This is a genomic window from Gemmobacter aquatilis (assembly GCF_900110025.1).
In the GTDB taxonomy this organism is placed as follows: Bacteria; Pseudomonadota; Alphaproteobacteria; order Rhodobacterales; family Rhodobacteraceae; genus Gemmobacter; species Gemmobacter aquatilis.
On record NZ_FOCE01000002.1, the window covers coordinates 189162 to 214234 of the forward strand.

General features: G+C 66.2%; 20 protein-coding genes and 2 tRNA genes. 5 read left to right on the forward strand and 17 right to left on the reverse strand.

Annotated features, from left to right (window positions below; genetic code table 11):
* Positions 1–91 precede the first annotated feature (91 nt).
* From BMX43_RS04700 to BMX43_RS04710, 3 genes are all read right to left on the reverse strand, one after another.
* Positions 92–2638, reverse strand: coding sequence for a penicillin-binding protein 1A (locus BMX43_RS04700; protein ID WP_091298985.1), 2547 nt, complete (start codon positions 2636–2638; stop codon positions 92–94).
* 111 nt (positions 2639–2749) lie between these two features.
* Entirely contained in the window at positions 2750–3943 is a 1194-nt protein-coding gene (locus tag BMX43_RS04705; protein WP_245749373.1) for an N-acetylmuramoyl-L-alanine amidase family protein, read from the reverse strand.
* A gap of 54 nt (positions 3944–3997) precedes the next feature.
* Positions 3998–5149, reverse strand: coding sequence for a pyridoxal phosphate-dependent aminotransferase (locus BMX43_RS04710; protein WP_091297757.1), 1152 nt, complete (start codon positions 5147–5149; stop codon positions 3998–4000).
* A gap of 99 nt (positions 5150–5248) precedes the next feature.
* On the opposite strand from BMX43_RS04710, the gene BMX43_RS04715 reads away from it, so the two are divergent.
* Positions 5249–6001 carry a DsbA family protein gene (locus tag BMX43_RS04715; protein ID WP_091297760.1) on the forward strand — a complete coding sequence of 251 codons (753 nt, stop codon included), beginning with the start codon at positions 5249–5251 and terminating at the stop codon, positions 5999–6001.
* Positions 6002–6007: 6 nt separating this feature from the next.
* Here BMX43_RS04715 and BMX43_RS04720 read toward each other — a convergent pair whose 3' ends face one another.
* Positions 6008–7219, reverse strand: a complete 1212-nt coding sequence (locus BMX43_RS04720) for an MFS transporter (RefSeq protein WP_091297763.1) — start codon at positions 7217–7219, stop codon at positions 6008–6010.
* A gap of 95 nt (positions 7220–7314) precedes the next feature.
* Between BMX43_RS04720 and BMX43_RS04725 the strand changes: the two genes are divergently transcribed.
* Positions 7315–8217, forward strand: coding sequence for a LysR family transcriptional regulator (locus tag BMX43_RS04725; RefSeq protein ID WP_175482023.1), 903 nt, complete (start codon positions 7315–7317; stop codon positions 8215–8217).
* On the opposite strand, the gene ispG is transcribed toward BMX43_RS04725, so the two are convergent.
* From ispG to BMX43_RS04745, 4 genes are all read right to left on the reverse strand, one after another.
* Positions 8218–9336, reverse strand: coding sequence for a flavodoxin-dependent (E)-4-hydroxy-3-methylbut-2-enyl-diphosphate synthase (gene ispG / locus BMX43_RS04730; protein WP_091297769.1), 1119 nt, complete (start codon positions 9334–9336; stop codon positions 8218–8220).
* Between the two features lie 97 nt (positions 9337–9433).
* Positions 9434–10684: a helix-turn-helix domain-containing protein gene (locus tag BMX43_RS04735; RefSeq protein ID WP_091297772.1), complete on the reverse strand. Its 1251-nt coding sequence runs from the start codon at positions 10682–10684 to the stop codon at positions 9434–9436.
* A gap of 117 nt (positions 10685–10801) precedes the next feature.
* Entirely contained in the window at positions 10802–12025 is a 1224-nt protein-coding gene (hemA, locus tag BMX43_RS04740) for a 5-aminolevulinate synthase (RefSeq protein ID WP_091297773.1), read from the reverse strand.
* Between the two features lie 144 nt (positions 12026–12169).
* A complete protein-coding gene (locus BMX43_RS04745; protein ID WP_245749374.1) occupies positions 12170–12742 on the reverse strand; it encodes a DUF4189 domain-containing protein in 573 nt (190 codons plus the stop codon).
* 104 nt (positions 12743–12846) lie between these two features.
* Here BMX43_RS04745 and BMX43_RS04750 point away from each other — a divergent pair, with 104 nt between their 5' ends.
* Both BMX43_RS04750 and BMX43_RS04755 read left to right on the forward strand, forming a co-directional pair.
* Positions 12847–14217: a M20/M25/M40 family metallo-hydrolase gene (locus tag BMX43_RS04750; RefSeq protein ID WP_091297776.1), complete on the forward strand. Its 1371-nt coding sequence runs from the start codon at positions 12847–12849 to the stop codon at positions 14215–14217.
* Positions 14214–14687, forward strand: a complete 474-nt coding sequence (locus BMX43_RS04755) for a GNAT family N-acetyltransferase (RefSeq protein WP_091297779.1) — start codon at positions 14214–14216, stop codon at positions 14685–14687. Before BMX43_RS04750 ends, BMX43_RS04755 begins: the two co-directional genes overlap by 4 nt.
* 371 nt (positions 14688–15058) lie before the next feature.
* On the opposite strand, the gene BMX43_RS04760 is transcribed toward BMX43_RS04755, so the two are convergent.
* The 9 genes from BMX43_RS04760 to BMX43_RS04800 all read right to left on the reverse strand — a co-directional run bounded on the left by BMX43_RS04760 (position 15059) and on the right by BMX43_RS04800 (position 24106).
* On the reverse strand, positions 15059–15274 hold the full coding sequence (locus BMX43_RS04760) for an RND transporter (RefSeq protein WP_091297782.1): 216 nt from the start codon (positions 15272–15274) through the stop codon (positions 15059–15061).
* Positions 15275–15456: 182 nt separating this feature from the next.
* Positions 15457–15533, reverse strand: a tRNA-Asp gene (locus tag BMX43_RS04765).
* A gap of 33 nt (positions 15534–15566) precedes the next feature.
* Positions 15567–15643, reverse strand: a tRNA-Asp gene (locus BMX43_RS04770).
* Positions 15644–15757: 114 nt separating this feature from the next.
* Complete coding sequence (locus tag BMX43_RS04775) at positions 15758–16696, reverse strand: pirin family protein (protein ID WP_091297785.1); 939 nt, start codon at positions 16694–16696, stop codon at positions 15758–15760.
* A gap of 93 nt (positions 16697–16789) precedes the next feature.
* Positions 16790–19228, reverse strand: a complete 2439-nt coding sequence (locus BMX43_RS04780) for a GcvT family protein (RefSeq protein ID WP_091297788.1) — start codon at positions 19226–19228, stop codon at positions 16790–16792.
* Between the two features lie 7 nt (positions 19229–19235).
* The gene (locus BMX43_RS04785) at positions 19236–20117 is read right to left on the reverse strand and encodes a choline kinase family protein (protein ID WP_091297791.1); all 882 of its coding nucleotides are present in this window, start codon (positions 20115–20117) and stop codon (positions 19236–19238) included.
* A complete protein-coding gene (locus BMX43_RS04790) occupies positions 20110–22089 on the reverse strand; it encodes an ABC transporter permease (RefSeq protein WP_091297792.1) in 1980 nt (659 codons plus the stop codon). Before BMX43_RS04790 ends, BMX43_RS04785 begins: the two co-directional genes overlap by 8 nt.
* Positions 22086–23111: a quaternary amine ABC transporter ATP-binding protein gene (locus BMX43_RS04795; RefSeq protein WP_091297794.1), complete on the reverse strand. Its 1026-nt coding sequence runs from the start codon at positions 23109–23111 to the stop codon at positions 22086–22088. Before BMX43_RS04795 ends, BMX43_RS04790 begins: the two co-directional genes overlap by 4 nt.
* A 53-nt stretch (positions 23112–23164) precedes the next feature.
* Complete coding sequence (locus tag BMX43_RS04800) at positions 23165–24106, reverse strand: ABC transporter substrate-binding protein (protein WP_091297799.1); 942 nt, start codon at positions 24104–24106, stop codon at positions 23165–23167.
* Positions 24107–24293: 187 nt separating this feature from the next.
* On the opposite strand from BMX43_RS04800, the gene BMX43_RS04805 reads away from it, so the two are divergent.
* Positions 24294–25073, forward strand: a complete 780-nt coding sequence (locus tag BMX43_RS04805; protein WP_091297802.1) for a DeoR/GlpR family DNA-binding transcription regulator — start codon at positions 24294–24296, stop codon at positions 25071–25073.

Below are 25073 nucleotides of genomic sequence, written 5' to 3' on the forward strand. Positions count from 1 at the left end.
GGCTCTTTCCGTCGAAGGTATGGAACTTGGCGCGGGTGATACCCGCTTGCAGGCCGCCGGGCAAGGGACAGGCGGCCCGCTGCAGGCAGGTTCAGTACAGCCCGCCCGAAGACAGCGTGCCGAAATCGGCCTTCTTGGGGATGACCTTGGTCTTGCCCGTGGCCGTGGTCACCGTCGAAGAGCCGCCGCTGTCCGTTTCCCCCGCCGCGAACAGCGGCAGATTGGCGCCCATGGCAAAGCCACCATCCACCATCTGGCCGATGCCATAGCTGTCTTCCTGTCCGTCGCGGAAATATTCCGCCACCACATTGTCGCCTGTCGCATCGTCGGACAGGCGCGCGCCGCTGAACCGGTCGATCTTCACGAAATGCCCGCCCGGCGGTATGGCAAATTCACCGCCACCATATTTCTTGATCGCGGTGCGCATGAAGCTTTCGAACACCGGCCCGCAGAGCCCGCCCCCCGACACGCTGCCCAGCGTGCGCGGATTGTCATAGCCGATGTAGCAGCCCGCCACGATATTCGAGGTGAAGCCAAGGAACCACACGTCCTTCGCGTCATTCGTCGTCCCGGTCTTGCCCGCCACCGGCACCGGCAGGTTGATCCCCCGTGCCGTGCCGCGTTTCACCACCCCCTCCATCATCGAGGTCAGCTGATAGGCGGTGATCGGGTCCATCACCCGCTCGCGTTCCGACACGATCTGCGGCGCGGCGCCACTTGCCAGAACCGGTGCCGCGCAATCGTCGCAGCGGCGGGTGTCATGGCGATACACGGTCTTGCCATAGCGATCCTGCACCCGGTCCACCAGCGTCGGCTCCACCCGCTCGCCGCCATTGGCGAACATCGCATAGGCCGCCACCATCTTGAACAGCGTGGTTTCCTGCGCCCCCAGCGAATTCGACAGGAAGGGCTGCATCCGGTCATAGACGCCAAAGCGTTCGGCATAGGTCGCCACCGTCTCCATCCCGATTTCCTGCGCGATCCGCACGGTCATCAGGTTGCGGCTCTGCTCGATCCCGGTGCGCAGCGGCGTCGGCCCGTAGAACTTGTTCGACGCGTTCTTGGGCCGCCACAACCCCTGCGGCGTGTCCAGCTCGATCGGCGCATCGACCACGATGGTCGCGGGGGTAAAGCCGCTGTCCAAAGCCGCCGCATAGACAAAGGGCTTGAAGCTCGACCCCGGCTGCCGCGCCGCCTGCGTGGTGCGGTTGAACACCGAATCCTGATAGGAATAGCCGCCCTGCATCGCCAGCACGCGGCCCGAAAACACATCCATCGCCATGAAGGCGCCCTGCACCTCGGGCACCTGCCGCAGCGACCAGCGCACGAAACTGTTGTCCTCGTCCGAGGTGATCGCCCGCACCAGCACCACATCGCCGACATCGACCAGATCGGCGGCCACCCGGGCCTTCTTGGCCAGCTTGCCATCCGACAGCCGCTTGCGCGCCCAGACCACGTCCTCGGCCGGGATGAAATGCCCGTCGGCATCCTCCTCCACACCCTCGATGCCGATGCGCGCGGCACTCTCGCCAAGACTCAACACCACCGCCGGATGCCAGCCCTCGATGTCGCGCGGCACCGCCGTCTCGGCCAGCGCCTTGCGCCAGTCGGCCTCGCGGCCCAGGTGATCGGCGCTGATGGTCTTGCGGGTGCCGCGCCAGATGCCCAAGCCCCGGTCGTATTTCTCCAGCCCCGCCCGCAGCGCCTTGGCGGCGGCGGCCTGCAATTCCGGGTCCACCGTGGCGCGGATCGCCAGACCACCCGAGAAAAATTCCTTCTCGCCGAACGAGCCGGAAAGCTGCCGGCGGATTTCATCGGTGAAATAATCGCGCGGCGGCAGCGACTGGCGGAAGGCGCCGTAATCGCCGCGCTGCACCGATTTCAACTCGGTCGCGGCTTCCGCCTCGGCGGTGGCCGCGTCGATATAGCCATTCTGCCGCATCTCGCGCAGCACATAGTTGCGGCGATCCACCGCCTCGTCATATTGCCGCACCGGATGCAGTTCGGCAGGCTTTTTCGGCAGCGCCGCCAGATAGGCCGCCTCGCCCGCCGTCAGCGCCTGCAGCGGCTTGTTGAAATAGGTCTGCGCCGCCGCCGCCACGCCATAGCTGTTGGCGCCCAGATAGATCTCGTTCAGATAGAGTTCCAGAATCTTGTCCTTGGGCAGCGCCTGCACCAGCCGGGTGGACAGGATCAATTCCTTGATCTTGCGCTCTGCCGTGCGGTCGCCCGACAGCAGCATGTTCTTCGCCACCTGCTGCGGAATGGTCGAGGCCCCGCGCAACCGCCCGCCCCGCGCCGCATCCAGCGCGGCCGAGGCCATGCCCATCAGATCGAACCCCTGATGGGTGTAGAAATTCTTGTCCTCGGCGCTGATGAAGGCGTGTTTCACCAGATCGGGCACATCCTCGATCGGCACGAACAACCGCCGCTCTTCGGCGAATTCGTCGATCATCCGGCCCTCGCCGTCATAGATCCGGCTGATCGTCGCAGGGGTGTAATGGGTCAGCAGCTCATAGCTCGGCAGATCGCGCGAATACATCCAGAACACCGCGCCAATCGACAGCGCCGTGAACAGCAGCCCCAGTGTCACCAATGTGAAAATGGCCCCGAAGAAGGATCCGATGAACCTGACCACGCAATCACCCCCGCTCAGCCGTGCCCCCATATAGGCGCAAAGGGGCGCAAGGTCAAAACCCCGCAGCCCCCGAACCGGCGCTTTCCCGCCCCGTTCGCGCAAGCGTGACCGTCAGTTATGCGCCGCCCCCTGCACCGCCGCATCTTCCGCCGCCCAGACCTTGATCCCGTCGCGGATCGCCCCGGCCATTTTCGCCCGCCACTCCGGGTCGCGCAGCCGCGCCAGATCGCGTTCCGACGACATGAACCCCAACTCGATCAGGACCGAGGGGATATCAGGCGATTTCAGCACCGAAAACCCGGCCTCCTGATGCGGGTGGCGGTGCATCTTCAGCTTGGCCGCCTTGATCGCCGCCTCCAGCGCGGTCGCCAGCCGCGCCACGCGCGGCGCGGTTTCGGTGCGCGCCATGTCCATCAACACCTTGGCCACGGTATCATCCTGTTCGGTCAGATCGACCCCCGCCAGCAGATCGGCCCGGTCATGCCGTTCGGCCAGCGTTTCCGCCGCCACGTCAGACGCCGCGTCCGACAGGGTGTACAGCGTGGCGCCCACCGCCTCGCCCTCGGCCAGCGCATCGGCGTGCAGCGACAGAAACACCTGCGCCCCCGCCGCCCGCGCAATCGAGATGCGGGTTTCCAGCGGCACGAACACATCCTCCTCGCGCGTCAGCACCACCACAAAACCGCCATCGCGCAGCAGTTCTTCCTTCAACTCGCGCGCAAAGCCCAACACCAGATCGGCCTCGTTGCCACCCTCGCGCTCGGCGCCCGGATCAATCCCGCCATGGCCCGGGTCCAGCACCACCACCAGCGGCCCCTCGCCCTGTTTCACCGGCTTGGGCACATCCGCCGCCGCCGGCAAGGCCCAGCCCGCAGGCTCCGGCGCCGCCGCCTTCTCGGCAAACTCCGCCGCCGTGGCGGGGCGCAGCGTCACCTCCACCGCCGCAGCGCCCTCGGTCACCATGCCCGCGCGGGCCACCACCATCGGCCCCGGCAACACCGCCACCAGCCGCGACCAGCCGGGGCGGAACACGCCCGCGCGCAGTTCCACATTGCCCTGACGCGGCACCGCATCCAGCCCCGCCCAATCCACCTCGCGGAAATCCATCACCAGCCGGGGCGGCTGATCCAGCAGCCGCACCCGCCACGGCACCGGCTGCGTCAGCCCCAGCCGCAGGCTCAGCCCGCCGTCCTCCACCGCGATGCGCGACACCTCCGGCTGCAACCGCGCCAGCGCCGAAAGCTCCTGCGCCACCGCGCCAAAAGCCGCCCAGATCATCACCAGCGCCAGACCCACAACCCGCATCACGCCCCCCATTTCACCCTGGCACAAATACTCTCGCCGAAGGCGCACATCCAATCACGCCTGCGCGCGGCCCGCCATGAAGACCTGCAACCGCCGCAGCCCTTCCACGATATCCGCCGTGGACCGTGCATAGGAAAACCGCAACCTGCGCGCCCCGCGCACCGGATCGAAATCCAGCCCCGGCGTCACCGCCACCCCGGCGCCCTCCAGAATCTCCGCCGCAAAGCCCAGCGAATCCTCGGTCAGATCCGACACATCGGCATAGATGTAGAACGCCCCGTCCGGTGGCGCCAACCGGGTGAACCCGGCTTTCGGCAAACCCTCCAGCATCAGCCGCCGGTTTTCGGCGTAAACCGCCCGGTTCGCCTCCAGCTCGTCGATGCAATCCAGCGCCGCCAGCGCCGCGATCTGGCTGGCATGGGGCGGGCAGATGAACATGTTCTGCGCCAGCCGCTCGACAATGCGCACATGATCCTCCGGCACCACCATCCAGCCGATCCGCCACCCCGTCATGCTGAAATACTTGGAGAAACTGTTGATCACATAGACATCGTCACTGATCTCCAGCGCACTCACCGCCCGGTCACCGTAATGCAGCCCGTGATAGATCTCGTCCGACACGAAGCTCACGCCCCGCTGATCGCAAAACCCGATCAGATCGGCCAACGCCTCGCGCGACAGCATGGTGCCCGACGGGTTGCCCGGGCTGGCCACGATCAGCCCGCGCATCGCCACCCCCTCCAGATCGGCGGGCACCGGCTGCAGCCGGTTCGCCTCGGAGGCCGGTATCCCCACCGGCTCCAGCGACAGGGCGCGCAGGATCTGCCGATAGCTCGGATAGCCCGGCTCCCCCAGCGCCACCCGGTCGCCCGCATCGAACAGCGCGGTGAAGGCCAGCAGAAACGCCGCCGAAGACCCCGCCGTCACCACCACCCGCTCGGGGTTCAGATCGACGCCATACCAGCGCTTGTACAGTGCCGCGATCCCGGCGCGCAGTTCCGGCAGCCCCAGCGCCACCGTATATCCCAGCGCATTGCCATCCATCGCCGCCGCCAGCGCCACCCGCGCGCCCGCTGGCGCCGGGGTGCTGGGCTGGCCCACCTCCATATGGATGATGTGCCGCCCTGCCGCCTCGGCCGCCCGGGCCGCCTCCATCACATCCATCACGATGAAGGGATCGACAATTCCGCGTCTTGAAACCTGCATCACAGCCCCCTTAAAGTCGGCGCGACACTGGCCCGGCGGGGCGCGCGCGTCAAGGCGGGGCCCCGCTCTTGCGCGCCCGCCCCCCTGACGGAGACTTTGATGCGCAAGACCCTGCTGACGACCGCCCTTCTCACCCTGCCCTTCGCCACCCCGGCGCTGGCCTTCGACCCCGCCGCGATGACCGAGGCCGAACGCGCCGCCTTCCGCACCGAAATCCGCAGCTATCTGATGGAAAACCCCGAAGTGCTGATGGAGGCGATCGGCGTGCTGGAACAACGCCAGCAGGAAAACGCCGCGCAGGCCGATCTCGACATGCTCGCCACCAATCACGACACCATCTTCAACGATCCGGCAAGCTGGGTCGGCGGCAACCCCGAGGGCGACATCACCGTCGTCGAATTCCTCGATTACCGCTGCGGCTATTGCCGCAAATCCTATGAAGAGGTCGAGGAGCTGGTGAAATCAGACGGCAATATCCGCTTTGTCGTCAAGGAGTTCCCGATTCTCGGCGAACAATCCACCCTGTCCTCGCAATTCGCCATCGCCACCCGCATGGTCGCGGGCGACGAGGCCTATAAACGCGCCCATGACGCGCTCATCACCCTGCGCGGCGATGCCACGCCGGACACGCTGGGCGCGCTGGCCAAAGACCTTGGCCTTGATGCCGACGCGATCCTTGCCAAGATGTCCGCGCCCGAGGTGCAGGCGATCATCGCCGCCAACCACGCGCTTGGCACCACGATGCAGATCAACGGCACGCCCAGCTTCGTGATCGACCAGACGATGGTGCGCGGCTATGTCCCGCTGGATGCGATGCGCCAGATCGTCGAAGGCCAGCGCCGCGACGGCTAAGCGGCCTCAGCGCGGCTCCGCCACCGGGGCCGCGCCGCGCACCTGCCGCAGCACGATCAGAAACGCGCCAAGCGCCAGCAGCCCGAAGCCCATCATCTCGAACGCGCCGCGCAGCCCGAAGGCGGCCACCAGCGGCGCCGACACCAGCGGCGAGGCGAACTGCCCGGCAAAGAACGCCGTGGTCAGCAGACCCGAAGCCCGGCCCCGCTGCGACGCGGGCACAAACCCCATGAAATAGGTGGTGTAATTGGGCATCGACGGCCCCATCCCCACCCCGGCCACCAAAGACCCCAGCACGATCAACCCCGCCGATTGCGCCTGCGAAATGATCAGCAGCCCCAGCCCCATCAACAGATAGGACGCCGCAAAGATCCCCATTGGCGACAGGAACCGCCGCACCTGCCCATACAGCAGCGCCCCGGGCATCGAGGCCAGCGTCATCGACGCCATGATCGCGCCGGTCACCAGCGTATTGGTCATCCCCAGCTCCGCCAGCAGGAACGGCAGCCGGGTCGGCATCACATAGAAGGTGACCATGAACAGAAAGGCCAGCGGCGCCACCACCGCAAAAGCCCGCCACGGAAACGCCTCGCGCGGGGCGGCGGCCTGCTGCGCGCGCCGCGCATCGCGGCTGGCGGCATGGGCGCGGGCATGGGGGGCCAAGGCGCTCAGCGCCAGCAGCGCAATCGGCAGCACCAGCGCATAAACCGCAAAAGCGCCGCGCCAGTGCAGCGTCGCCAGCGCGCCCCCCAGCAGCATCACCACGATGCCACCGCCCGACATCGCCGCCCCCTGCAAGCCCATATAGCGCGCCCGCGCCTCACCCTGCCACAGATCAGCGGCCCAGGCCATCGACAGCGTCATCGTGCCCGCGACCCCCAGCCCCAGCACCACCCGCCCGGCCAGCAGTTGCGGCAGCGTGTCCGCCCAAAGCCCCGCCGTGCCGCCCACCGCATAGGCCAGCGCCGCCAGCGCCAGCAGCATCTGCCGGTTCACCCGGTCCGCCAGCGCGCCGACCAGACTGGCGCTCAGCATGATCGACAGCGAGGGCAGCGTGACGATCAGCCCCGCCAGCGTGTCGATCCCCGGCACATCGGCGAAATGCGCCTTCAATCCGGGCAGCGATGGCGCAATCGTCGCATTCGCCATGATGGTCATCGAGGCAAGCAGCAATACCGAAACGGTCAGCCGCCGGCCCGGCTGGGGCACGTCGGTCATAAGTTCACTCTTTCAGTCAGATTATCTTGACCTCTAGATGCATCAATCCAACTATGTGGACAAGAAAGCCAACATGGGAAGCTTTGTTCACATTCATGGAAAGTGATCTCGATCTCTCGGCGCTGCGCGCCTTCCGTGCCGTGGTGCGCGAAGGCTCGTTCACCGCCGCCGCCGCCGCCCTGCGCGTGCCCAAATCCACCCTCTCCAAACGCATCGCCGATCTGGAATCGTTTCTCGGCGTGCGGCTGGTCGAACGCACCACCCGCCAGATCCGCGTCACCCAGGAAGGCGAGGTGCTGGCCGCCCGCGCCGAACGCCTGCTGGGCGAGGCCGAAGACATCCGGCGCGTGCTGGGCGAACAGGGCGGGATGCCCAAGGGCCATCTGCGCATCGCCGTGCCCTCGGTCACCGGCAATGTGCTGATCGGGCGCATCGCCGCCGAATTCCGCGCCCGCTTCCCCGATGTGGCGCTGGAGGTGCATTTTCTCGACCGCGCCCCCGATCTGCTGGAAGAAGGTTTTGACGGTGCGATGCGCTTCGGCCCGCTGGAGGATTCCGGTCAGGTGGCGCGGTTGCTGATGCACGGCCATGCCGTGCTGACCGCAGCCCCCGATCTGCCCGGCCTCGCCAGCATCAGCCATCCCGACGATCTGGCCCATGTGCCGCTGATCACCCAGTCAGCCGGCTGGCTTGGCCCCTGGCAACTCGTCAAAGGCAACGAAACCGTGCCGGTGATCCAACGCCCCGGCCTGGCCCTCGGCTCGTTTCTTGCAGCCCGCGATGCGGCGATTGCGGGGGCAGGCGTGGCGCTGCTGCCCTGGCTGCTGGCCAAACCCTCACTGGAACAGGGCATATTGGTCCGCGTGCTGCCCGAATGGGAAAGCCCGCGGCGCGGGCTTTATTTCGTCTACCCCTCGGCCCATAGCGTCACCGCCCGCCTGCGCGCCTTCATCGACCATCTGGCCGACAGCCTGCGCGGCATGGACGCGCCGCGCTGATCACTCCGCCGCTTGCGCCGCCTCGATCTCGGCGGCGCGGACCTCGACCAGTTCCACGATATGGTCGATCATCTTGTCATTGCCCAGCTTGTGCACCTGCTTGCCCGCCAGATACACCATCCCCGATCCCGCCCCGCCCCCGGTAAAGCCGATATCGGTCATCAGCGCCTCGCCCGGCCCGTTCACCACGCAGCCGATGATGCTCAGGCTCAGGCTGGTCGTCACATGGGCCAGCCGCTCTTCCAGCGCCGAAACCGTCTTGATCACGTCGAACCCCTGCCGCGCACAAGACGGGCAGGAAATGATCGTCACCCCCCGGTGCCGCAAGCCCAGCGATTTCAGGATCTCGAACCCGACCTTCACCTCTTCCACCGGATCGGCCGACAGGCTCACCCGGATCGTGTCACCGATCCCCGACCACAGCAGATTGCCCAGACCGATGGCCGATTTCACCGTGCCCGACACCAGCCCGCCCGCCTCGGTGATTCCCAGATGGATCGGCGCATCCGTCACCTCGGCCAGTTGCTGATAGGCCGCCGCCGCCAGAAACACGTCCGATGCCTTGACCGAGATCTTGAACTCGTGAAAATCGTTGTCCTGCAACAGCTTGATGTGATCGAGGCCAGATTCCACCATCGCCTCGGGGCAGGGTTCGGCGTATTTCTCCAGCAGATGCCGCTCCAAAGACCCGGCATTCACCCCGATGCGGATCGAACAGCCGTGATCCTTGGCCGCCCGCACCACCTCGGCCACGCGCTTGGCGTCGCCGATATTGCCGGGGTTGATGCGCAGACAGGCCGCCCCGGCCTCTGCCGCCTCGATGGCGCGTTTGTAGTGGAAATGGATATCCGCCACGATCGGCACCGGACTTTCCGCCACGATGGCGCGCAAGGCCCGCGTGCTGTCCTCGTCCGGGGTGGAGATCCGCACAATATCGGCCCCCGCCACCGCACAGCGCTGCACCTGTTCCAGCGTCGCCGCCACGTCCGAGGTGATCGTGTTGGTCATCGTCTGCACCGAGATCGGCGCATCGCCCCCCACGGCCACCTTGCCCACCATGATCTGCCGCGACTTGCGCCGCGCGATGTTACGCCAGGGACGAACGGGATTGTGCGACATGGGCGGGGCCTTTCACTGCATCTGGCGGGATAGATAAAAGCGAAACGGCCCCGGGGCAATGCCGCCGGGGCCGTTTCGCATCAAACCCGCGTCAGGATCACTCGCTCGGCGTGGCAACCGGCGCAACCGCCTGCGCATTTTCCGCAACGTTCACGATCTGCGCCAGCGCCTCGTCATCCGACAGATTGGCGATGCTGTATTTCGCCTTCAGCGCCTCTTCGCTCAGATCGACATTCTTCACCACCTGCGGGCCGGGCGCCGCCGGGCCATAGGTGGTGCCATTGACCACGAAATAGACCGAGCCGGAATTGCCCGAGCGCAGCAGCGCCGCCTGTTCCATCACCGGCACCGCATAGCGCTCGCCCGCGTCGAGGATCTTTTCAAACAGCACCGTGCCATCCGCCGCCGACACCCGCACCCAGGACGGGCGCACCGCCAGCACTTCGACGCCCGGTTTGGCATCGGCCACCACCTGCACCTGATCGGCCAGCGCCGCGCCGCCCGGTTGCTGTGCCGCCGGGGCCGCCGCCGTGCCGACCGTATTCGCCGCCACCTGCGCCGTGCCCGATCCGGCCAGAACGCCGCTCTGGTTCGGGTCGATCGAGGCAATCGGCCCATCGCGCGACACCATCACCGGCACATCCAGCGCCTCGGGGCGATAGACGCGGTTTAGCGGATCGACGGCTTCGGCCTGCGCCAGGTCCGTGCCGGGGGTGCTGCGCACCATCGGGGTCACAGCGTCCAGCGTGCTCAGCGGGTCGATCTCGGCCACCACTTCGGGCGCCTGATCCACCGGGGCCAGTTGCACGCGCTGCACTTCCTGCAACACCGACCAGCCGCCATATCCCAGCGCACCGATCAGCGCGACCAGCACCAGAACCGAGCCGACGGCGCCCGGCTCGATCCGGCTCAGAAAGCTCTGGCTGCGCGGAATGAACAGGGCATTGGGGTTGGCCAGCGGATCACGCGATTCGAAATTCGCCGTGCGGGCGCGGGCAGCGGTGATCGCGGCCGGGGCAGCGGCGGCAGACATGCCATGTGCCACCTCGAAATTCGCCTCGACACAGAACCGCTTGAAGGCCAGATCCGGGTCCATGCCCAGATAGCGCGCATAAGAGCGCACAAATCCCGCCACAAATCCCTGCGTTTCAAAGGCCGACACATCGCAGTTTTCAATCGCGGCGATATAGGTCGCCTTGATTTTCAGCTCCCGCTGCACATCCAGCAGCGATTTGCCAAGCGTCGCCCGCTCTCCGCGCATCATATCGCCGAGACGCAGTTCGAAATCGTCAAATCCCTTAGGCTTGTCGATCTCTGTCGTCGAAGGTGCCGTCCTCCGCCAGATCATGCGCGCCCCTGCCCCGTATCTGTCCCAAGATCCGAGTCGGGTTGATCCCCGACTCGCTCTGTCTATTGGCCTCAACGCTAACACAGGGCAAGCAGCATTTGCACCTGCAGAAGGAATTCAGGCGCTGGCCTCGGCGCGATTCAGCGCACAATGCCCCCAAAGCGTGTCCATCGCCTTCACGAGTGCGTCAATCTGTTGCAGGTCATGTACGGGCGACGGGGTAAAGCGCAGCCGCTCGGTGCCACGCGGCACGGTGGGGAAGTTGATCGGCTGCACATAGACGCCGAACTGCTCCAGCAGCATGTCCGACAGCATCTTGGTATGCACCGGGTCGCCGATCACCACCGGCACGATATGGCTGCCATGGTCGATGATCGGCAGCCCCAGCGCTTTCAGACGCATTTTCAAGACCTTGGCGTGCAACTGCTGCGCATCGCGCAAATGCTGCGCCGTCTTCAGCACCCGGACCGAGGCCGCCGCCCCCGCCGCCACCACCGGCGGCAGCGAGGTGGTGAAGATGAAGCCCGGCGCGTAGGACCGCACCGCGTCGATCATCTTCGCGCTGGCCGCGATATAGCCGCCAAACACGCCAAAGGCCTTGCCCAGCGTGGCGTTGATGATGTCCACCCGCGCCATCTGGCCATCGCGTTCCGCCACCCCGGCGCCGCGCGGGCCATACATGCCCACCGCGTGAACCTCGTCCAGATAGGTCAGCGCGCCGACCTCTTCCGCCAGATCGCAGATGTCCTTGATCGGTCCGAAATCGCCATCCATCGAATAGATCGACTCAAAGGCGATCAGCTTCGGCGCCGCCGGATCATCCGCCGCGATCAGCTCGCGCAGATGCGCCACGTCATTGTGCCGGAACACCCGCCGCGCCCCGCCATTGCGCCGGATGCCTTCGATCATCGAGGCATGGTTCAGCGCGTCGGAATAGATGATCAGCCCCGGAAACAGCTTGGGCAGCGTGCTCAGCGTGGCATCATTGGCAACATAAGCGCTTGAAAACACAAGCGCCGCATCCTTGCCATGCAGATCGGCCAGTTCGGCCTCCAGCCGGTTGTGATAGACGGTGGTGCCCGAAATGTTGCGCGTGCCGCCCGAGCCTGCGCCGGTGGCATCCAGCGCCTCGTGCATCGCGGCCAGCACCTCCGGGTGCTGCCCCATGCCCAGATAATCATTGCCGCACCAGACGGTGATCTCTTTCTCCGTGCCATCCGGCCTGCGCCAGATCGCATGGGGAAAATGGCCCTTGCGCCGCTCGATGTCGATGAAGGTGCGATAGCGCCCCTCCTCATGCAGCCGCGAAATCGCGCCATCGAGAGCCTTGTCGTAATCCATCTTCCATCTCCCTGGCTTCCGGCCTTGATCCGCCGTGCTGGGCCTCAGTTACGCCCCGCGATAGGGCGCCGCCTTGATACTGGTCAAATGCTGCATCTCAAAGCAGGCATTTTGCCGCCCCTGTCAATCGGCACCTTTGGCCGATCAGTCCGCAACCGCGACCACGCAATCCCCCGCCTTGGCCTTTTCCTCGCAGGCCGCCACCGCCGCCGCCCCGGCATCGGTGCCCTTGGCCAGCCCGAACATCCCCGTGGACCCCGAAATCGCCAAAGCCCCCGGCGCCGTGTAATCGCCCTGCACCGCCGCCGTCGCATCGCTGGAAAGCTGCAAGTCGCGCGCCTCCCACCCCTCGGGCCGGATCAGCGCCACCACCGCACAGGCCGCCTCGCCCTTGCGCTTTTCCTCGCAGCCCTTCAGCGCCGCCGCTTCCGCCGCCTCGGTGCTGTGATGATTCACCGCCGCCACCGTCGCCTCGACCATCAACCCTTCCGAGGGCGAAATCGCGATGGCGCCATAATAGGGCTGCCCGGTGCCCACCATGGTCAGCGCCTTCACATCCGTCTCGCTCAGCACATCTTGCGGCAGCATCTCCACCGCCGATCCCTTGGCCGGATACAGCAAGGCCCCGGCCGCCTCTGCCCCCATCGGCTCGGCCAGCACCGGCGCCGCACAGCACAGCACCCCACCCAGAACAGCCGCAAGTTTCCGCATGGTCATGGACTCCTTCATCAATCGCCGCCCTTTTAACCGCTCCCGCCGCCTCTGGACAGGGGGGAGCAGCCTGCTACGCTCCGCCCGAAATCACGAACAGGAGAAGACCCATGTCGCTTGATGCGGTGCTTGCGCAGATCGACACCACCCTGCCCGCGGCGCTGGACCGGCTGATGGCCCTGCTGCGCATCCCCTCGATCTCCACCGATCCGGCCTTCAAGGCGGATTGCGACCGCGCCGCCGACTGGCTGGTGGCCGATCTGCAATCGCTCGGCTTCGATGCCGCCAAACGCCCCACGCCCGGTCACCCGATGGTCGTCGCCCATGGCGGGACAGGTGGCCCGCACCTGTTGTTCTACGGTCATTACGATGTGCAGCCCGTCGATCCGCTGGCGCTGTGGGACCGTGATCCCTTCGATCCGCAGCTTCAGGACACGCCGAAAGGCCAGGTGATCCGCGCCCGCGGCGCCTCGGACGACAAGGGCCAGTTGATGACGTTTCTGGAGGCGCTGCGCGCCTGGAAGGCCGTGCACGGCACCCTGCCCTGCCGCCTGACGATCTTTCTGGAGGGCGAAGAGGAATCAGGCTCTCCCTCGCTCATCCCCTTCCTGCAGGAAAACGCCGCCGAACTGCGCGCCGACATCGCGCTGATCTGCGACACCGGCCTGTTTCAGGATACCGCCCCCGCCATCGTCACCATGCTGCGCGGGCTGCTGGGCGAGGAAATCACCATCCATGCCGCCAACAAGGATCTCCACTCCGGCATGTTCGGCGGCCTCGCCCGCAACCCGATTCATGTGCTGGCCTCGATCCTCGCCCGGATGCACGACGACACCGGCCACATCACCATCCCCGGCTTCTACGAAGGCGTCAGCGAATTGCCCGATGCGATTCGCGCGCAATGGCAGAACCTCGCCTTCGATCACGCCAAATTCCTGGGCGATGTCGGCCTGTCGCTGCCTGCGGGCGAGCAGGACCGCACGCCGCTGGAAATGATCTGGGCCCGCCCCACCGCCGAGGTGAACGGCATCCTTGGCGGCTATACCGGCGATGGGTTCAAGACCGTGCTGCCCGCTCAGGCCCGCGCCAAGGTCAGCTTCCGCCTTGTCGGCACGCAAGACCCGGCCGCGATCAGCGCCAGCTTCCGCCAATGGGTGCGCGATCAGCTTCCCGCCGATTGCACGGCCACCTTCACCGAGCACGGCGGCAGCCCCGCCGGGGTGATGCAGATCACCCACCCGGCGTTCGAGGCCGCCCGCGCCGCCCTGGGCGAAGAATGGGGCCGCGCGGCAGCCTATGTCGGCTGCGGCGGCTCGATCCCGATTGCAGGCTATTTCAAGACGCATCTCGGCATGGATGCCATGCTGCTGGGCTTTGGCCGCGACGACGATCAGATCCACAGCCCGAACGAGAAATACGATCTCGAATGTTTCCACAAAGGCATCCGCTCCTGGGCCCGCCTGCTGGAGAAACTGGCATGAGCGCCGCCAGCCCCAGCCCCGCCCCCAGCCCCGTCGAAATCCGCGACGCCGCCCCCGGTGACGAGGCCGCCTGGCGCGCGCTCTGGGCGCAATACCTCGCCTTCTACAAGGTCGATCTGGCGCCCGAGATCACCGCCCGCACCTGGGCGCGGCTGATGGACGCGTCCGCCCCGCTGCAAGGCCGCTTCGCCTTTGTCGATGGCCAGATGCAGGGCTTTGCCCTGCATCACCACCATTGCAGCACCTGGGTCATGGGCGACGATTGCTATCTCGAAGACCTGTTCGTCGCCCCCACCGCCCGTGGCCACGGCCTGGGCCGCGCCTTGCTCGATGACCTCAAGGCGCTGGCCAAGGCCAAGGGCTGGCACCGGCTCTACTGGCACACCGACGAATCCAACAGCCGCGCCCGCGCGCTCTATGACAGCTACGCCCCCTATGACGGCCATGTCCGCTACCGCCTGAAACTGTAATCACGCGCCCACCACCCCACACGCCAAAAAGCCCTCTCCCCCCGGGGGAGAGGGTTGGGTGAGGGGGCGCCCCCCCCAAAGCCCAACCCAAACCACCCGCGCCTCCCCTCCCCCTGACAGGGGGAGGGTCAGGGAGGGGGGAGCCGCACCCCCCAACAACCCGCACACGCCAAAAAGCCCTCTCCCCTCGGGGGAGAGGGTTGGGTGAGGGGGCGCCCCCCAAAGCCCAACCCAAACCACCCGCGCCGCGCCTCCCCCTGACAGGGGGAGGGTCAGGGAGGGGGTAGCCACCCCCCAACAACCCGCACACGCCCCAAAGCCCTCTCCCCCCGGGGGAGAGGGTTGGGTGAGGGGGCGCCCCCCGCCCCCCATCACCCCGCCTTCACCGCCATCCGCGCCAGCTTCGCCCCCAACAGCACCCAGGGCGCCGCATGCAGCGCCAGATCGAACATGTCGATCGGCCGCACCAGCGTCCCCGCCGCCAGCATCTTCAGCTTCTCCCAGATATGCGGCTCCGGCACGAAGGGCGCGAGGCCCAGCGTCAGCGCGGCAATCACAAGATAGGGCAAGTGGTCAAGACTTTGCATGGAACCTCCGGTTTTCACGCCGTAGTCACATTCATATAAAGGAATATGTCAACCACACAAATCGCGGCACCGAAAGCCAACCGATGTCCGACAGGGGGTGTACGCATGTCACCCCCCCTTTTCCGCCCCCGGAAACGCAAACAGCCGGACCCGAAGGTCCGGCTGTTTTGCCGTGTTGTAAGTGGCGCGGTGGACGGGGCTCGAACCCGCGACCCCCGGCGTGACAGGCCGGTACTCTAACCAACTGAGCTACCACCGCGCATTTTACAACATCCGGGGCTGGCTTGGGCGGTGGCGCGGTGGACGGGGCTCGAACCCGCGACCCCCGGCGTGACAGGCCGGTACTCTAACCAACTGAGCTACCACCGCATTGCCGCCCGGGTCAGCGCCCGGATGTGGGGAGGGTATTACGGTTACCCGCGACCGCCGTCAAGCGCCCCCTGCGAGGATTTTTTCATAATCTCGCAAATTATTGGCAGGGCATCATTTTTCCGGGGCCGGGATGAATTCTGCATTGTCATGCGGTGGCAGGCGAAAGCGGCCATGCGCCCAGTCTCCGGCGCGCCAGGCCTCCTTCGCGGCATCGATCCGGTCCTGGCTGGAGGCCACGAAATTCCACCAGATGAAGCGCGGCCCATCCATCGTGGCGCCGCCCAGAACCATCACCCGCGCCCCCTGATCCCCTGCTTTTACAGCGATCCGGTCGCCCGGACGGAAGATCAGCATCTGCCCCGGCCCAAAGCTCTGCCCGCCCACCGACACCTCGCCCGACAGCACATAGACCCCGCGATCCTCATGGTCATCCGGCAAGGGCAAGCTGGCCCCCGCCGCCAGAATCGCATCGGCATAGATCGTCTCGCTCGCCGTCGGCACCGGCGCCCGCGCCCCCCAGCCATGCCCCATGATCAGCCGCACCTGCTTGCCCTCGCCCTCCAGCATCGGCAGCTCTGCCTTGCCGGAATGGTGAAAGGCGGCGGGGCTGTCCTCGGCCGATTTCGGCAGGGCGACCCAGCTTTGCAGACCCAGCAACCCATGGGGATGATTGCGAATTTCCCCATCCGTGCGCTCGGAATGGGTGATGCCGTGGCCCGCCGTCATCAGGTTCACCTCGCCCGGTTCGATCCAGCGGTCGGTGCCCAGACTGTCGCGGTGGTGCATCTTGCCGCGCAGCAGATAGGTCACCGTCGCCAGCCCGATATGCGGATGCGGACGCACGTCGATGCCCTGCCCGGTCACGAATTCGGCCGGCCCCATCTGGTCGAAAAAGATGAACGGCCCCACCATCTGCCGCCGGACCGAAGGCAGCGCGCGCCGCACCTCGAATCCGCCCAGATCGCGGGCGCGGGCAACGATCACCGTGTCGATGGCATCGACGGCATCGCCGATCGGAATGTCGGGGTCCAGTGCGGGGTTCCAGCTCATCTCGTCCTCCTGTGGCGTTGCAGGAAAGATAGGCGCTTCCCGCCTGCCCGTCATCTGCCGCAATCGGCAAAGACCTGTGCAAACGGGACGCTCTCAGCCCTTGATCCGCGCCATTTTGGGGTCATACAGCGGGGCGAGATGCACCGTCGCGGGCAGTCTTTCGGTTGCAACTTCAAGCTCATAGCGGCCCGACAACACATAGTCCGCGCTCACCCCTTCGGGGTTGCGCACATAGCCCATCCCGATGGAAAGCCCCAGCGTGTGCCCATAACCGCCCGAGGAGAGCCAGCCCACGCGCACCCCGTCGCGGTAGATCGTCTCGCGCCCCGACAGGATCACATCGGGGCTTGCGGTAAAGGTGGCCAGCATCTTCTTCACCCCGCCCGCCCGCTGCGCCGCAATCGCCGCGCGGCCCTTGAAGGGGATGTTCTTGCGCAGCTTCACCGCCCAACCCAACCCGGCCTCTTCCGGCGTATGGTCCGGCCCGATATCGCCCGCCCAGGCGCGATAGCCCTTTTCCAGCCGCAGCGTTTCAATCGCGCGGTAGCCCGCATTGCGCAGCCCCAGCGGCCCGCCCGCCGCGTGCAGCGCCTCGTAAATGCCCACGGCACATTCCACCGGGAAATGCAGTTCCCACCCCAGTTCGCCGACATAGGTCACCCGCAGCGCCTGCACCGGGCATCCGGCGATGCCGATGGTCTGCACCGTGCCGAAGGGGAAGGCCTCGTTCGACAGATCGGCCTCGGTCACCGCCTGCAAAATGGCGCGCGCCTGTGGCCCCATCAGGGCCAGAACGCCAAAACCGCTTGTGACATCAAACAGTTGTGCATTCATCCCGTCGGGGATGTTGCGCGCGATCCAGTCGAAATCATGGGTGGCAAAGCCCGTGCCGGTGACGATGTAGAACGCGTCGCGCTGCAACCGCGCCACCGTCACATCCGCCTCGATCCCGCCGCGGTCGTTCAGCATCTGCGTATAGGTCAGGCTGCCCGGCGGTTTGGCCACGTCATTGGCGCAGATCCAGCTCAGCGCCGCTTCGGCATCCGGGCCTTTCAGCGCGAATTTGGCGAAGGAGGTCTGGTCGAACAGCACCGCCGCCTCGCGCGCGGCGCGGTGCTCGCGGCCCACGGCCTCGTGCCAGTTGGGGCGTGCGAAAGTGTAGATATCCTGCGCCACCTCGCCCGGCGCGGCGAACCAGTTCGGGCGCTCCCATCCCAGCTTTTCGCCGAACACCGCCCCTTCGGCCTTCAGCCGGTCATAGAGCGGCGAGCGGCGGCAGGGGCGGCCCGACTGATGCTCTTCGGAGGGCCAGGCCATGGTGTAATGCTTGCCATAAGCCTCGTAGGTGCGCTTCCTGATCCAGTCGCTGTCGAAATGCGGGCGGCCAAAGCGGCGGATGTCGGCGGGCCACAGGTCAAACGGCGCCTCGCCCTTGGCCACCCATTCGGCCAGCGCCATGCCCGCCCCCCCGCCCGAGGCGATGCCAAAGGCGTTGAACCCCGCCCCCACGAAAAAGCCGGGCTGTTCCGGCGCCTCGCCCAGGATGAACATGCCGTCGGGGGTAAAGCTTTCCGGCCCGTTGATCATCTGCTTGATCCCGGCGGTTTCCAGCGCGGGCACCCGGCCCAGGGCCAGTTCCATGATCGGGGTGAAATGGTCGAAGTCATTGTCCAGCAAGGTATAATGAAAGCCCTGCGGCGGCACGCCCTTGCCCCAGAGCTTGGGGTTCGGCTCGTAGCCGCCCATCACCAGCCCGCCGACCTCTTCCTTGTAATAGGTCAGCCGGTCCGGGTCGCGCAGCGTGGGCAGGCCGGTCGGCACGCCTGCGATGCGGTCGGTGATGATATATTGATGCTCCACCGGCACCAGCGGCACATTCACCCCATGGGCGGCGGCAAAGGGGCGCGTCCACATGCCCGCGCAGACCACCACCTTTTCGCAGCCGATCCGGCCCTGATCGGTCATCACACCCTTGATGACCCCATTCTCGATCTCGACCGACAGAACCTTCACATCCTCGAAGATCTGCGCCCCCGCCATCCGTGCGCCCTTGGCAAGGCTGAGCGTGATGTCCGACGGGTTGGCCTGCCCGTCGGTCGGCAGAAACGCGGCGCCGACCAGATCGGAAATATCCATGATCGGCCACAGATCGAACGCCTCTTGCGGGGTCAGCAACTGCATGTCCAGCCCGAAGGAATGGGCGGTGGTGGCTTGCCGCTTCACCTCGGTCCAGCGTTCGGGGGTGCAGGCCAGCCGCAGCCCGCCGTTCATCTTCCAGCCGGTGGCCTGCCCGGTTTCCGCCTCCAACCGCTTATACAGATCCACCGAATAGCCCAGCAATTGCGTGACATTGGCATTGCTGCGCAACTGCCCCACCAGCCCCGCCGCGTGGAAGGTGGTGCCCGAGGTCAGCTTCTTGCGTTCCAGCAGCGTGACCTCCACCCCCAGTTTGGCAAGGTGATAGGCGGTCGAGCAGCCGATGATGCCGCCACCGACGATCACGACTTTCGAGGCGCTGGGAAGGTCTGTCATGGTATCCTCACAGGGATTGCAGGTCTTGATGCGCGGCCCGGTAGGCCGCGAGGTTGTCCGCCGTATAGGTGGCGTAATCGAAGGCGATGGCGGAGGTCAGTTCCGACACCATGCTCCACAGGGTTTCGCGCAAGAGCGAGGCGCATTTCATCGCCTGATAGCTGCGCCACAGCGCAGGCGCAGGCGGAGTGCCGAAATAATGGGTCAGCAAGGCACGCTCCTCCTCGGCCGAAAACCCGGCATTGGAGGCCAGCCCGCCCAGATCGAACAGCGGGCTGTTGAAGCCGCCATATTCCCAGTCGATCAGCCAGAAGCGGCTGCCATCGGTCAGGATATTGGCGGGCAGCAGGTCGTTATGGCCCAGCGTCAGGGTGACGGGGCCGACCATCGCCTCCAACCCCGCCGCCTGCGCCAGAAGGCCGGGCAGCAGCGGCAGATGCGGCGACTGGCGGGCGGCCAGCGTATGGCCGTAATCGCGGATCACATGGAATACCCAGAAGGTGAGGATCGGCCCGCGCAGGTGTTGCGGCACCTCGCCGTGCATCTGCCGCAACAGCGCGGCCAGCGGCGCCAGATGGGCGCGCACATCGGCGGGTTCCAGCGGGCTTGCGTCAAGATACTCCAGCACCATCACGCCGGGGGCCGCGTAATGCACGGCAGGTGCCAGCCCTGCGGCATGGGCGGCGCGGCTGATCGCCAGCTCGTTGAACCGCATCACCCCATGTTCCGGGATGTCATGGCCCAGCCGCACGACAAAGTGGCGCCCGGCATCCTCGATCAGAACATTGTGGTTGGTCTTGCCGCCGCCCAGCAGCCGCGCGCCATGCGGCGCGACCCAGCAGGGCAAGGCCATGGCGCGGGCAAGCGCCGCGTGCTGTCTGTCACCCATGACCGGCCTCCCCCCGCTCCATCCCGCGGGCGGCGGCGGTCAGGATGCGGTCCACCATGATGGCGATGAAAGCCACGCAGAGCCCCGCCACGATCCCCTGCCCGGTATTGGCCTTGGTCAGCGCCATATAGACCTGCTGACCCAGATCGCGCGTGCCCACCAGCGCGGTGATCACCAGCATAGACAGCGCCAGCATCACCGTCTGGTTCATCCCCACGATCAGCGAGGGCAGCGCCAGCGGCAGCTTGATGCGCCACAGGATCTGCCGCCGGGTGCAGCCCGAAACGATGCCAGCCTCCACCATCTGCGGGTCAATCTCGCGGATGCCATGGGCGGCATAGCGGATCGCGGGCACGATGGAATAGGCGACCACCGCGATCATCGCCGAAAAATCGCCCACCCGGAACAGCATCACCACCGGGATCAGATAGACAAAAGACGGCAGCGTCTGCAGCGTGTCGATCAGCGCCGACAGCACGGTATTCGCCCGGTCGGATTGCCCGGCCCAGATGCCAAGCGGCACCCCGATCAGCATGGCGACAAACACCGACACGCCACACAGATAGACGGTGATCATCGCCTCGGGCCAGAAGCCGGTCAGCGCGATGAAGCCGGTCATAAGCAGCGCCATCAGCCCCAGCCGCCAGCCCGCCATGCGCCAGCCGATCAGCCCCATCGCCACGATGCCCCAGGCCCATGGGATGCCAAGGAAGAACCCCTTCACCGGCAGCAGCAGCCCGATCAGGATCGCCACTTTGACCGCCTCGATATGATCGTAAAGATTGATGTTGATCCACTCGATGGCCTGCGCCCAGATCGTGCCGGTGGTCAGCGTGGCCCCGGCCGGATAGGTCTGCACAAAGGGCAGCACATATCCCAGCGCCGAAGTGGCAAGGATCACCGCCAGCCCGATCCAGACCAACCGCCCGCCCCGGCCCGTGCCGGGCACCCGCCGCGCCTCGGCCTGGCTCAGCCGGTCCAGCGCGATGGCCATGACGACGATCGCCACCCCGGCCTCCACCCCGCCGCCGATGTCGAGCTTGCGCAGAGCGGTCAGCACGTCATAGCCAAGCCCCCCCGCGCCGATCATCGAGGCGATGATGACCATGTTCAGCGACAGCATGATCACCTGATTGACCCCCACCATCAGCATGGGCATCGCCGTGGGGATCAGGCATTTCCACAGCAGTTGCCGCCGGGTGCAGCCCGCCATGCGCCCGGCCTCGGCCACCTCTTCGGGCACTTCGCGCAGCGCCAGCGTGGTCAGCCGCACCATCGGCGGCATGGCATAGATCACGGTCGCCACCAGCGCCGCCGTGGGGCCAAAGCCGAACATGAACAGGATCGGCACCAGATAGGCGAACACCGGCACCGTCTGCATCAGATCCAACACCGGGCGCATCGCGCGTTCGGCCCAAGGGTGGCGAAAGGCCAGAATCCCCAGCGCCACGCCTCCCGCCACCCCCATCGGCACCGAGATCAGCACCGAGGCCAGCGTCGCCATGGCGCTTTCCCAGCGCCCGAACACCGCAAGATACAGGAAACAGGCGCCGACCAGCCCCACCAGCCCGCGCCGCCCGCTGCGCCAGGCCAGCAGGCAGAAGATCGTGGTCACCGCGATCCACGACAGCGGCGGCAGGATCTGCACCGCATAGCTGCCCTGCCCGCGTTGCAGCCCATCCACCAACAGCCCGCGCACCGCCAGATAGGGCGCCTCGATCAGCGCCGAGATGAAGCGCGTCACCGCATGAAAGGACAGCGGCCCGATGGCGGCCTCTTCCAGCAGCCATTTCATCGCGGCGGAAATCAGCTTGTCCAGCGGCAGTTCCAGCGGTTTGGGGAATTTCATCACCCATTTTGCGCCGATGTCCTTGGCCAGATCACCCGCGAACAGCGACAGCGCCAGTGTCAGCGCGAACAGCCCGCCCCAGAACAGCCGTGGGTCGCGGATCAGCCGGTGCAGCGCCGTCATCGCGGCACCTCGCGCCCGATCAGCACATCGACCACCGCCTGCCGCGCCACCTGCCCCACGGGCTGCCCGGCCTCGTCCAGCACGCGATGGGGCAGATCGGCGCGCTCTACCGCATCGGCCACATCCCCCACCCGCGCCTGGCCCGGCAGATCGCCCGCAAAGGGGCCAGCGCCCAGAGGCGCCATGATTGTGGCCAGCCGCACCACCTTGGCCCGCGCCACATGCTGGGTAAATTCGGCCACATAGGCATCGGCGGGATTCAGCACCAGCTCTTCCGGCGTGGCGGTCTGCACGATGGCCCCGTCTTTCATCACCGCGATACGGTCGGCCAGACGGATCGCCTCGTCAAAATCATGGGTGATGAAGACGATGGTCTTTTGCAGCCGCGCCTGAAGGCGCAGCAATTCGTCCTGCATCTCGCGCCGGATCAGCGGGTCCAGCGCGGAAAACGGTTCATCCAGAAACCACAGATCGGGTTCGACGATCAGGCTGCGCGCGATACCCACCCGCTGCTGCTGCCCGCCTGAAAGCTGGCGCGGGTAATGCCCCTCGCGGCCCTGCAGCCCGACCAGTTCGATCACCGCGCGGGCGCGGTCTTCGCGGGTCTTGCGGTCGATCCCCTGCACCTCCAGCGGGAAGGCGGCGTTTTGCAGCACGGTCAGATGCGGCAGCAGCGCGAAATGCTGGAACACCATGCCCATCCGCTTGCGCCGCAGGTCGATCAGCTCCGCCTCGCCCATCTGCAGCAGATCGCGCCCCTCGAACCGCACCTCGCCGCCCGAGGGTTCGATGAGCCGCGACAGACAGCGCACCAGCGTCGATTTGCCCGATCCCGACAGGCCCATGATGACGAAAATCTCGCCCTTGCGGATGGTCACATCCGCCGCGCGCACCGCGCCGACCAGATGCGCCGCGCGCAGGGTTTCCGCCGTGGGGGCGCCGTGACGGGCGAGGAAGGTTTCGGCATTCGGGCCATACAGCTTCCACACGCCCCGGCAGTCGAGCATGACCGGACGATCCATGAACTTATCCTGACTTGGGGAAAGGAGGGGGCAGCACGCCGCCCCCGGCCGCCTCACTTGATCCAGGCGGACCAGATCGCCTCGTTCTTCGCCACCCAGTCGGCGGCCACATCCTCGACGGTCTTGCCATCCAGATCGACCGCACCGACCATGGCGCCCATGTCTTCATTGGTCAGCGTGAAGGCGCGGATCGCCTTGGCCGCCCCCGGCCATTTGGCATCCACCCCCTTCCACGCCGCCTTGTAGATCGGGCCGCTGGGCTTGCCGCAATCATAGGCCATGTCGGGGTTCAGACCCACCGCCGGATCTTCGTAACATTCCTTCGAATAGGCCGGGAATTCGACGAATTTGCCCTCGTATTTCGCGGGCGCCCAATGCGGCGAATAGATCCACAGGATGATCGGGTCTTTCCGCTGATAGGCGGCTTCCAGTTCCGCGAACAGCGCCGCATCGGTGCCCGCATGAACCACCTCGAAATCCAGCCCCAGCGCCTCGACCCGCTCCTCGTCATAGCCGCCCCAGGTGACCGGCCCGCCCAGATAGCGCCCTTTCGGGGCGGTTTCGGGGGTGGAGAACGCCTCGGCGCAGTCTTTCAGCGCTTCCCAGTTCGGCAGGCCGGGGCAGCTTTCCTCCATATAGGACGGATACCACCATTCCTCGATGGCCTTCATGCCGGTCTCGCCCATGTTGACGACATCGCCGGTCGCCACCGCCTCGTCCAGCGCCTCTTTCGCGGTGGTGGCCCAAAGCTCCATCGCCACATCCAGATCGCCGGTGCGCATCCCGGCGAATTGCGCCAGATAATCGGCCTGCACATATTCGACGTTGTAACCGGCCTTTTTCAGCACATCCCCCATGATGGTGGTGGTGATAAGTTGCCCCGTCCAGTCGTGCAGGGTCAGTTTGATTGGGTCGGTCGATTCCACTTCCGCATGAGCCGTCGTCGCCAGTAGCATGGCGAGCAGACACGCAGGAGCCTTGGTCAGAAAGGTCATGGCAGTCTCCCCGTTGGTCTTGTTATGGGCGCGACGGGTCGGAATCGTCCGTCACAGAAAAACGGTAACAAGAAACCAACACGAATCAACGAAGTTTCCACAAAATCCATCACGCATTTGGCCTGAAATGTTGATTTCCCGCGGCATTTCGCCTAATCCACAGGAAAGCGGCACAAGGAGCAGGCAGATGGCCCAAACGGATGCCTCGACCAACCATCGCCAGAGCGAAATCCTGCAGGCGCTGCGCCGGGCGGGCGGGTCTTTGCGCATCCAGTCGCTGGCGGCCGAGCTTGAGGTGACCGACGAAACCGTGCGCCGCAACATCAAGCGGCTCGCCGAAGACGGGCTGGTCGAAAAGCTGCATGGCGGGGTGCGGCTGGTCGATGACAGCGACGAGGGCGACTTTCAGACCCGCCTGCAAGACAGCCCCGACGCCAAGCGCCGCATCGCCGGATGCGTGGCGGGCATGGTGGCCGACGGATCGTCGCTGTTTCTGGATGTGGGCAGCACCACCGCCTTCATCGCCGATGCGCTGCGCGATCACCGGCGGCTGACCGTGGTCACCAATTCGGTCGTGGTGGCCTACAAGCTGGCCACGCGCAACGGCAACCGGGTGTATTTCGCCGGGGGCGAACTGCGGGCGCAGGATGGCGGGTCGTTCGGGCCGGATGCCACCGCCTTTGTCGAGAATTTCAGCCCCGATCTGGCAATCCTGTCCACCACCGGGCTGAGCGCCGAGCGCGGCTTCATGCTGTTCGATCTGGCCGAAGCGCGGCTGGCGCGGCTGGTGCTGACACGCGCCACGCGCACCATCGTCGCCGCCGACAGCCGCAAGTTCAACCGCATCGCGCCGGTCACGCTGGGCGATCCGCAGCGCGTGCGGATGCTGGTGACCGAAGCCGCCCCGCCCGCCGACATCGCCGCCGCCGCCGCCGACTGGGGCATGGAAATCCGGATCGCGCCGTAA

What these genes read in the sequence shown, in the direction of transcription:
- BMX43_RS04800 (WP_091297799.1), bottom strand. Translation starts at nt 24,106, where the DNA reads ATGACCTTTCTGACCAAGGCTCCTGCGTGTCTGCTCGCCATGCTACTG.
- BMX43_RS04745 (WP_245749374.1), bottom strand. Translation starts at nt 12,742, where the DNA reads ATGACCATGCGGAAACTTGCGGCTGTTCTGGGTGGGGTGCTGTGCTGT.
- BMX43_RS04755 (WP_091297779.1), top strand. Translation starts at nt 14,214, where the DNA reads ATGAGCGCCGCCAGCCCCAGCCCCGCCCCCAGCCCCGTCGAAATCCGC.
- BMX43_RS04775 (WP_091297785.1), bottom strand. Translation starts at nt 16,696, where the DNA reads ATGAGCTGGAACCCCGCACTGGACCCCGACATTCCGATCGGCGATGCC.
- ispG (WP_091297769.1), bottom strand. Translation starts at nt 9,336, where the DNA reads ATGTCGCACAATCCCGTTCGTCCCTGGCGTAACATCGCGCGGCGCAAG.
- BMX43_RS04725 (WP_175482023.1), top strand. Translation starts at nt 7,315, where the DNA reads ATGGAAAGTGATCTCGATCTCTCGGCGCTGCGCGCCTTCCGTGCCGTG.
- BMX43_RS04785 (WP_091297791.1), bottom strand. Translation starts at nt 20,117, where the DNA reads ATGGGTGACAGACAGCACGCGGCGCTTGCCCGCGCCATGGCCTTGCCC.
- BMX43_RS04715 (WP_091297760.1), top strand. Translation starts at nt 5,249, where the DNA reads ATGCGCAAGACCCTGCTGACGACCGCCCTTCTCACCCTGCCCTTCGCC.
- BMX43_RS04720 (WP_091297763.1), bottom strand. Translation starts at nt 7,219, where the DNA reads ATGACCGACGTGCCCCAGCCGGGCCGGCGGCTGACCGTTTCGGTATTG.
- BMX43_RS04705 (WP_245749373.1), bottom strand. Translation starts at nt 3,943, where the DNA reads ATGCGGGTTGTGGGTCTGGCGCTGGTGATGATCTGGGCGGCTTTTGGC.
- BMX43_RS04710 (WP_091297757.1), bottom strand. Translation starts at nt 5,149, where the DNA reads ATGCAGGTTTCAAGACGCGGAATTGTCGATCCCTTCATCGTGATGGAT.
- BMX43_RS04790 (WP_091297792.1), bottom strand. Translation starts at nt 22,089, where the DNA reads ATGACGGCGCTGCACCGGCTGATCCGCGACCCACGGCTGTTCTGGGGC.
- BMX43_RS04805 (WP_091297802.1), top strand. Translation starts at nt 24,294, where the DNA reads ATGGCCCAAACGGATGCCTCGACCAACCATCGCCAGAGCGAAATCCTG.
- hemA (WP_091297773.1), bottom strand. Translation starts at nt 12,025, where the DNA reads ATGGATTACGACAAGGCTCTCGATGGCGCGATTTCGCGGCTGCATGAG.
- BMX43_RS04780 (WP_091297788.1), bottom strand. Translation starts at nt 19,228, where the DNA reads ATGACAGACCTTCCCAGCGCCTCGAAAGTCGTGATCGTCGGTGGCGGC.
- BMX43_RS04760 (WP_091297782.1), bottom strand. Translation starts at nt 15,274, where the DNA reads ATGCAAAGTCTTGACCACTTGCCCTATCTTGTGATTGCCGCGCTGACG.
- BMX43_RS04795 (WP_091297794.1), bottom strand. Translation starts at nt 23,111, where the DNA reads ATGGATCGTCCGGTCATGCTCGACTGCCGGGGCGTGTGGAAGCTGTAT.
- BMX43_RS04735 (WP_091297772.1), bottom strand. Translation starts at nt 10,684, where the DNA reads ATGATCTGGCGGAGGACGGCACCTTCGACGACAGAGATCGACAAGCCT.
- BMX43_RS04750 (WP_091297776.1), top strand. Translation starts at nt 12,847, where the DNA reads ATGTCGCTTGATGCGGTGCTTGCGCAGATCGACACCACCCTGCCCGCG.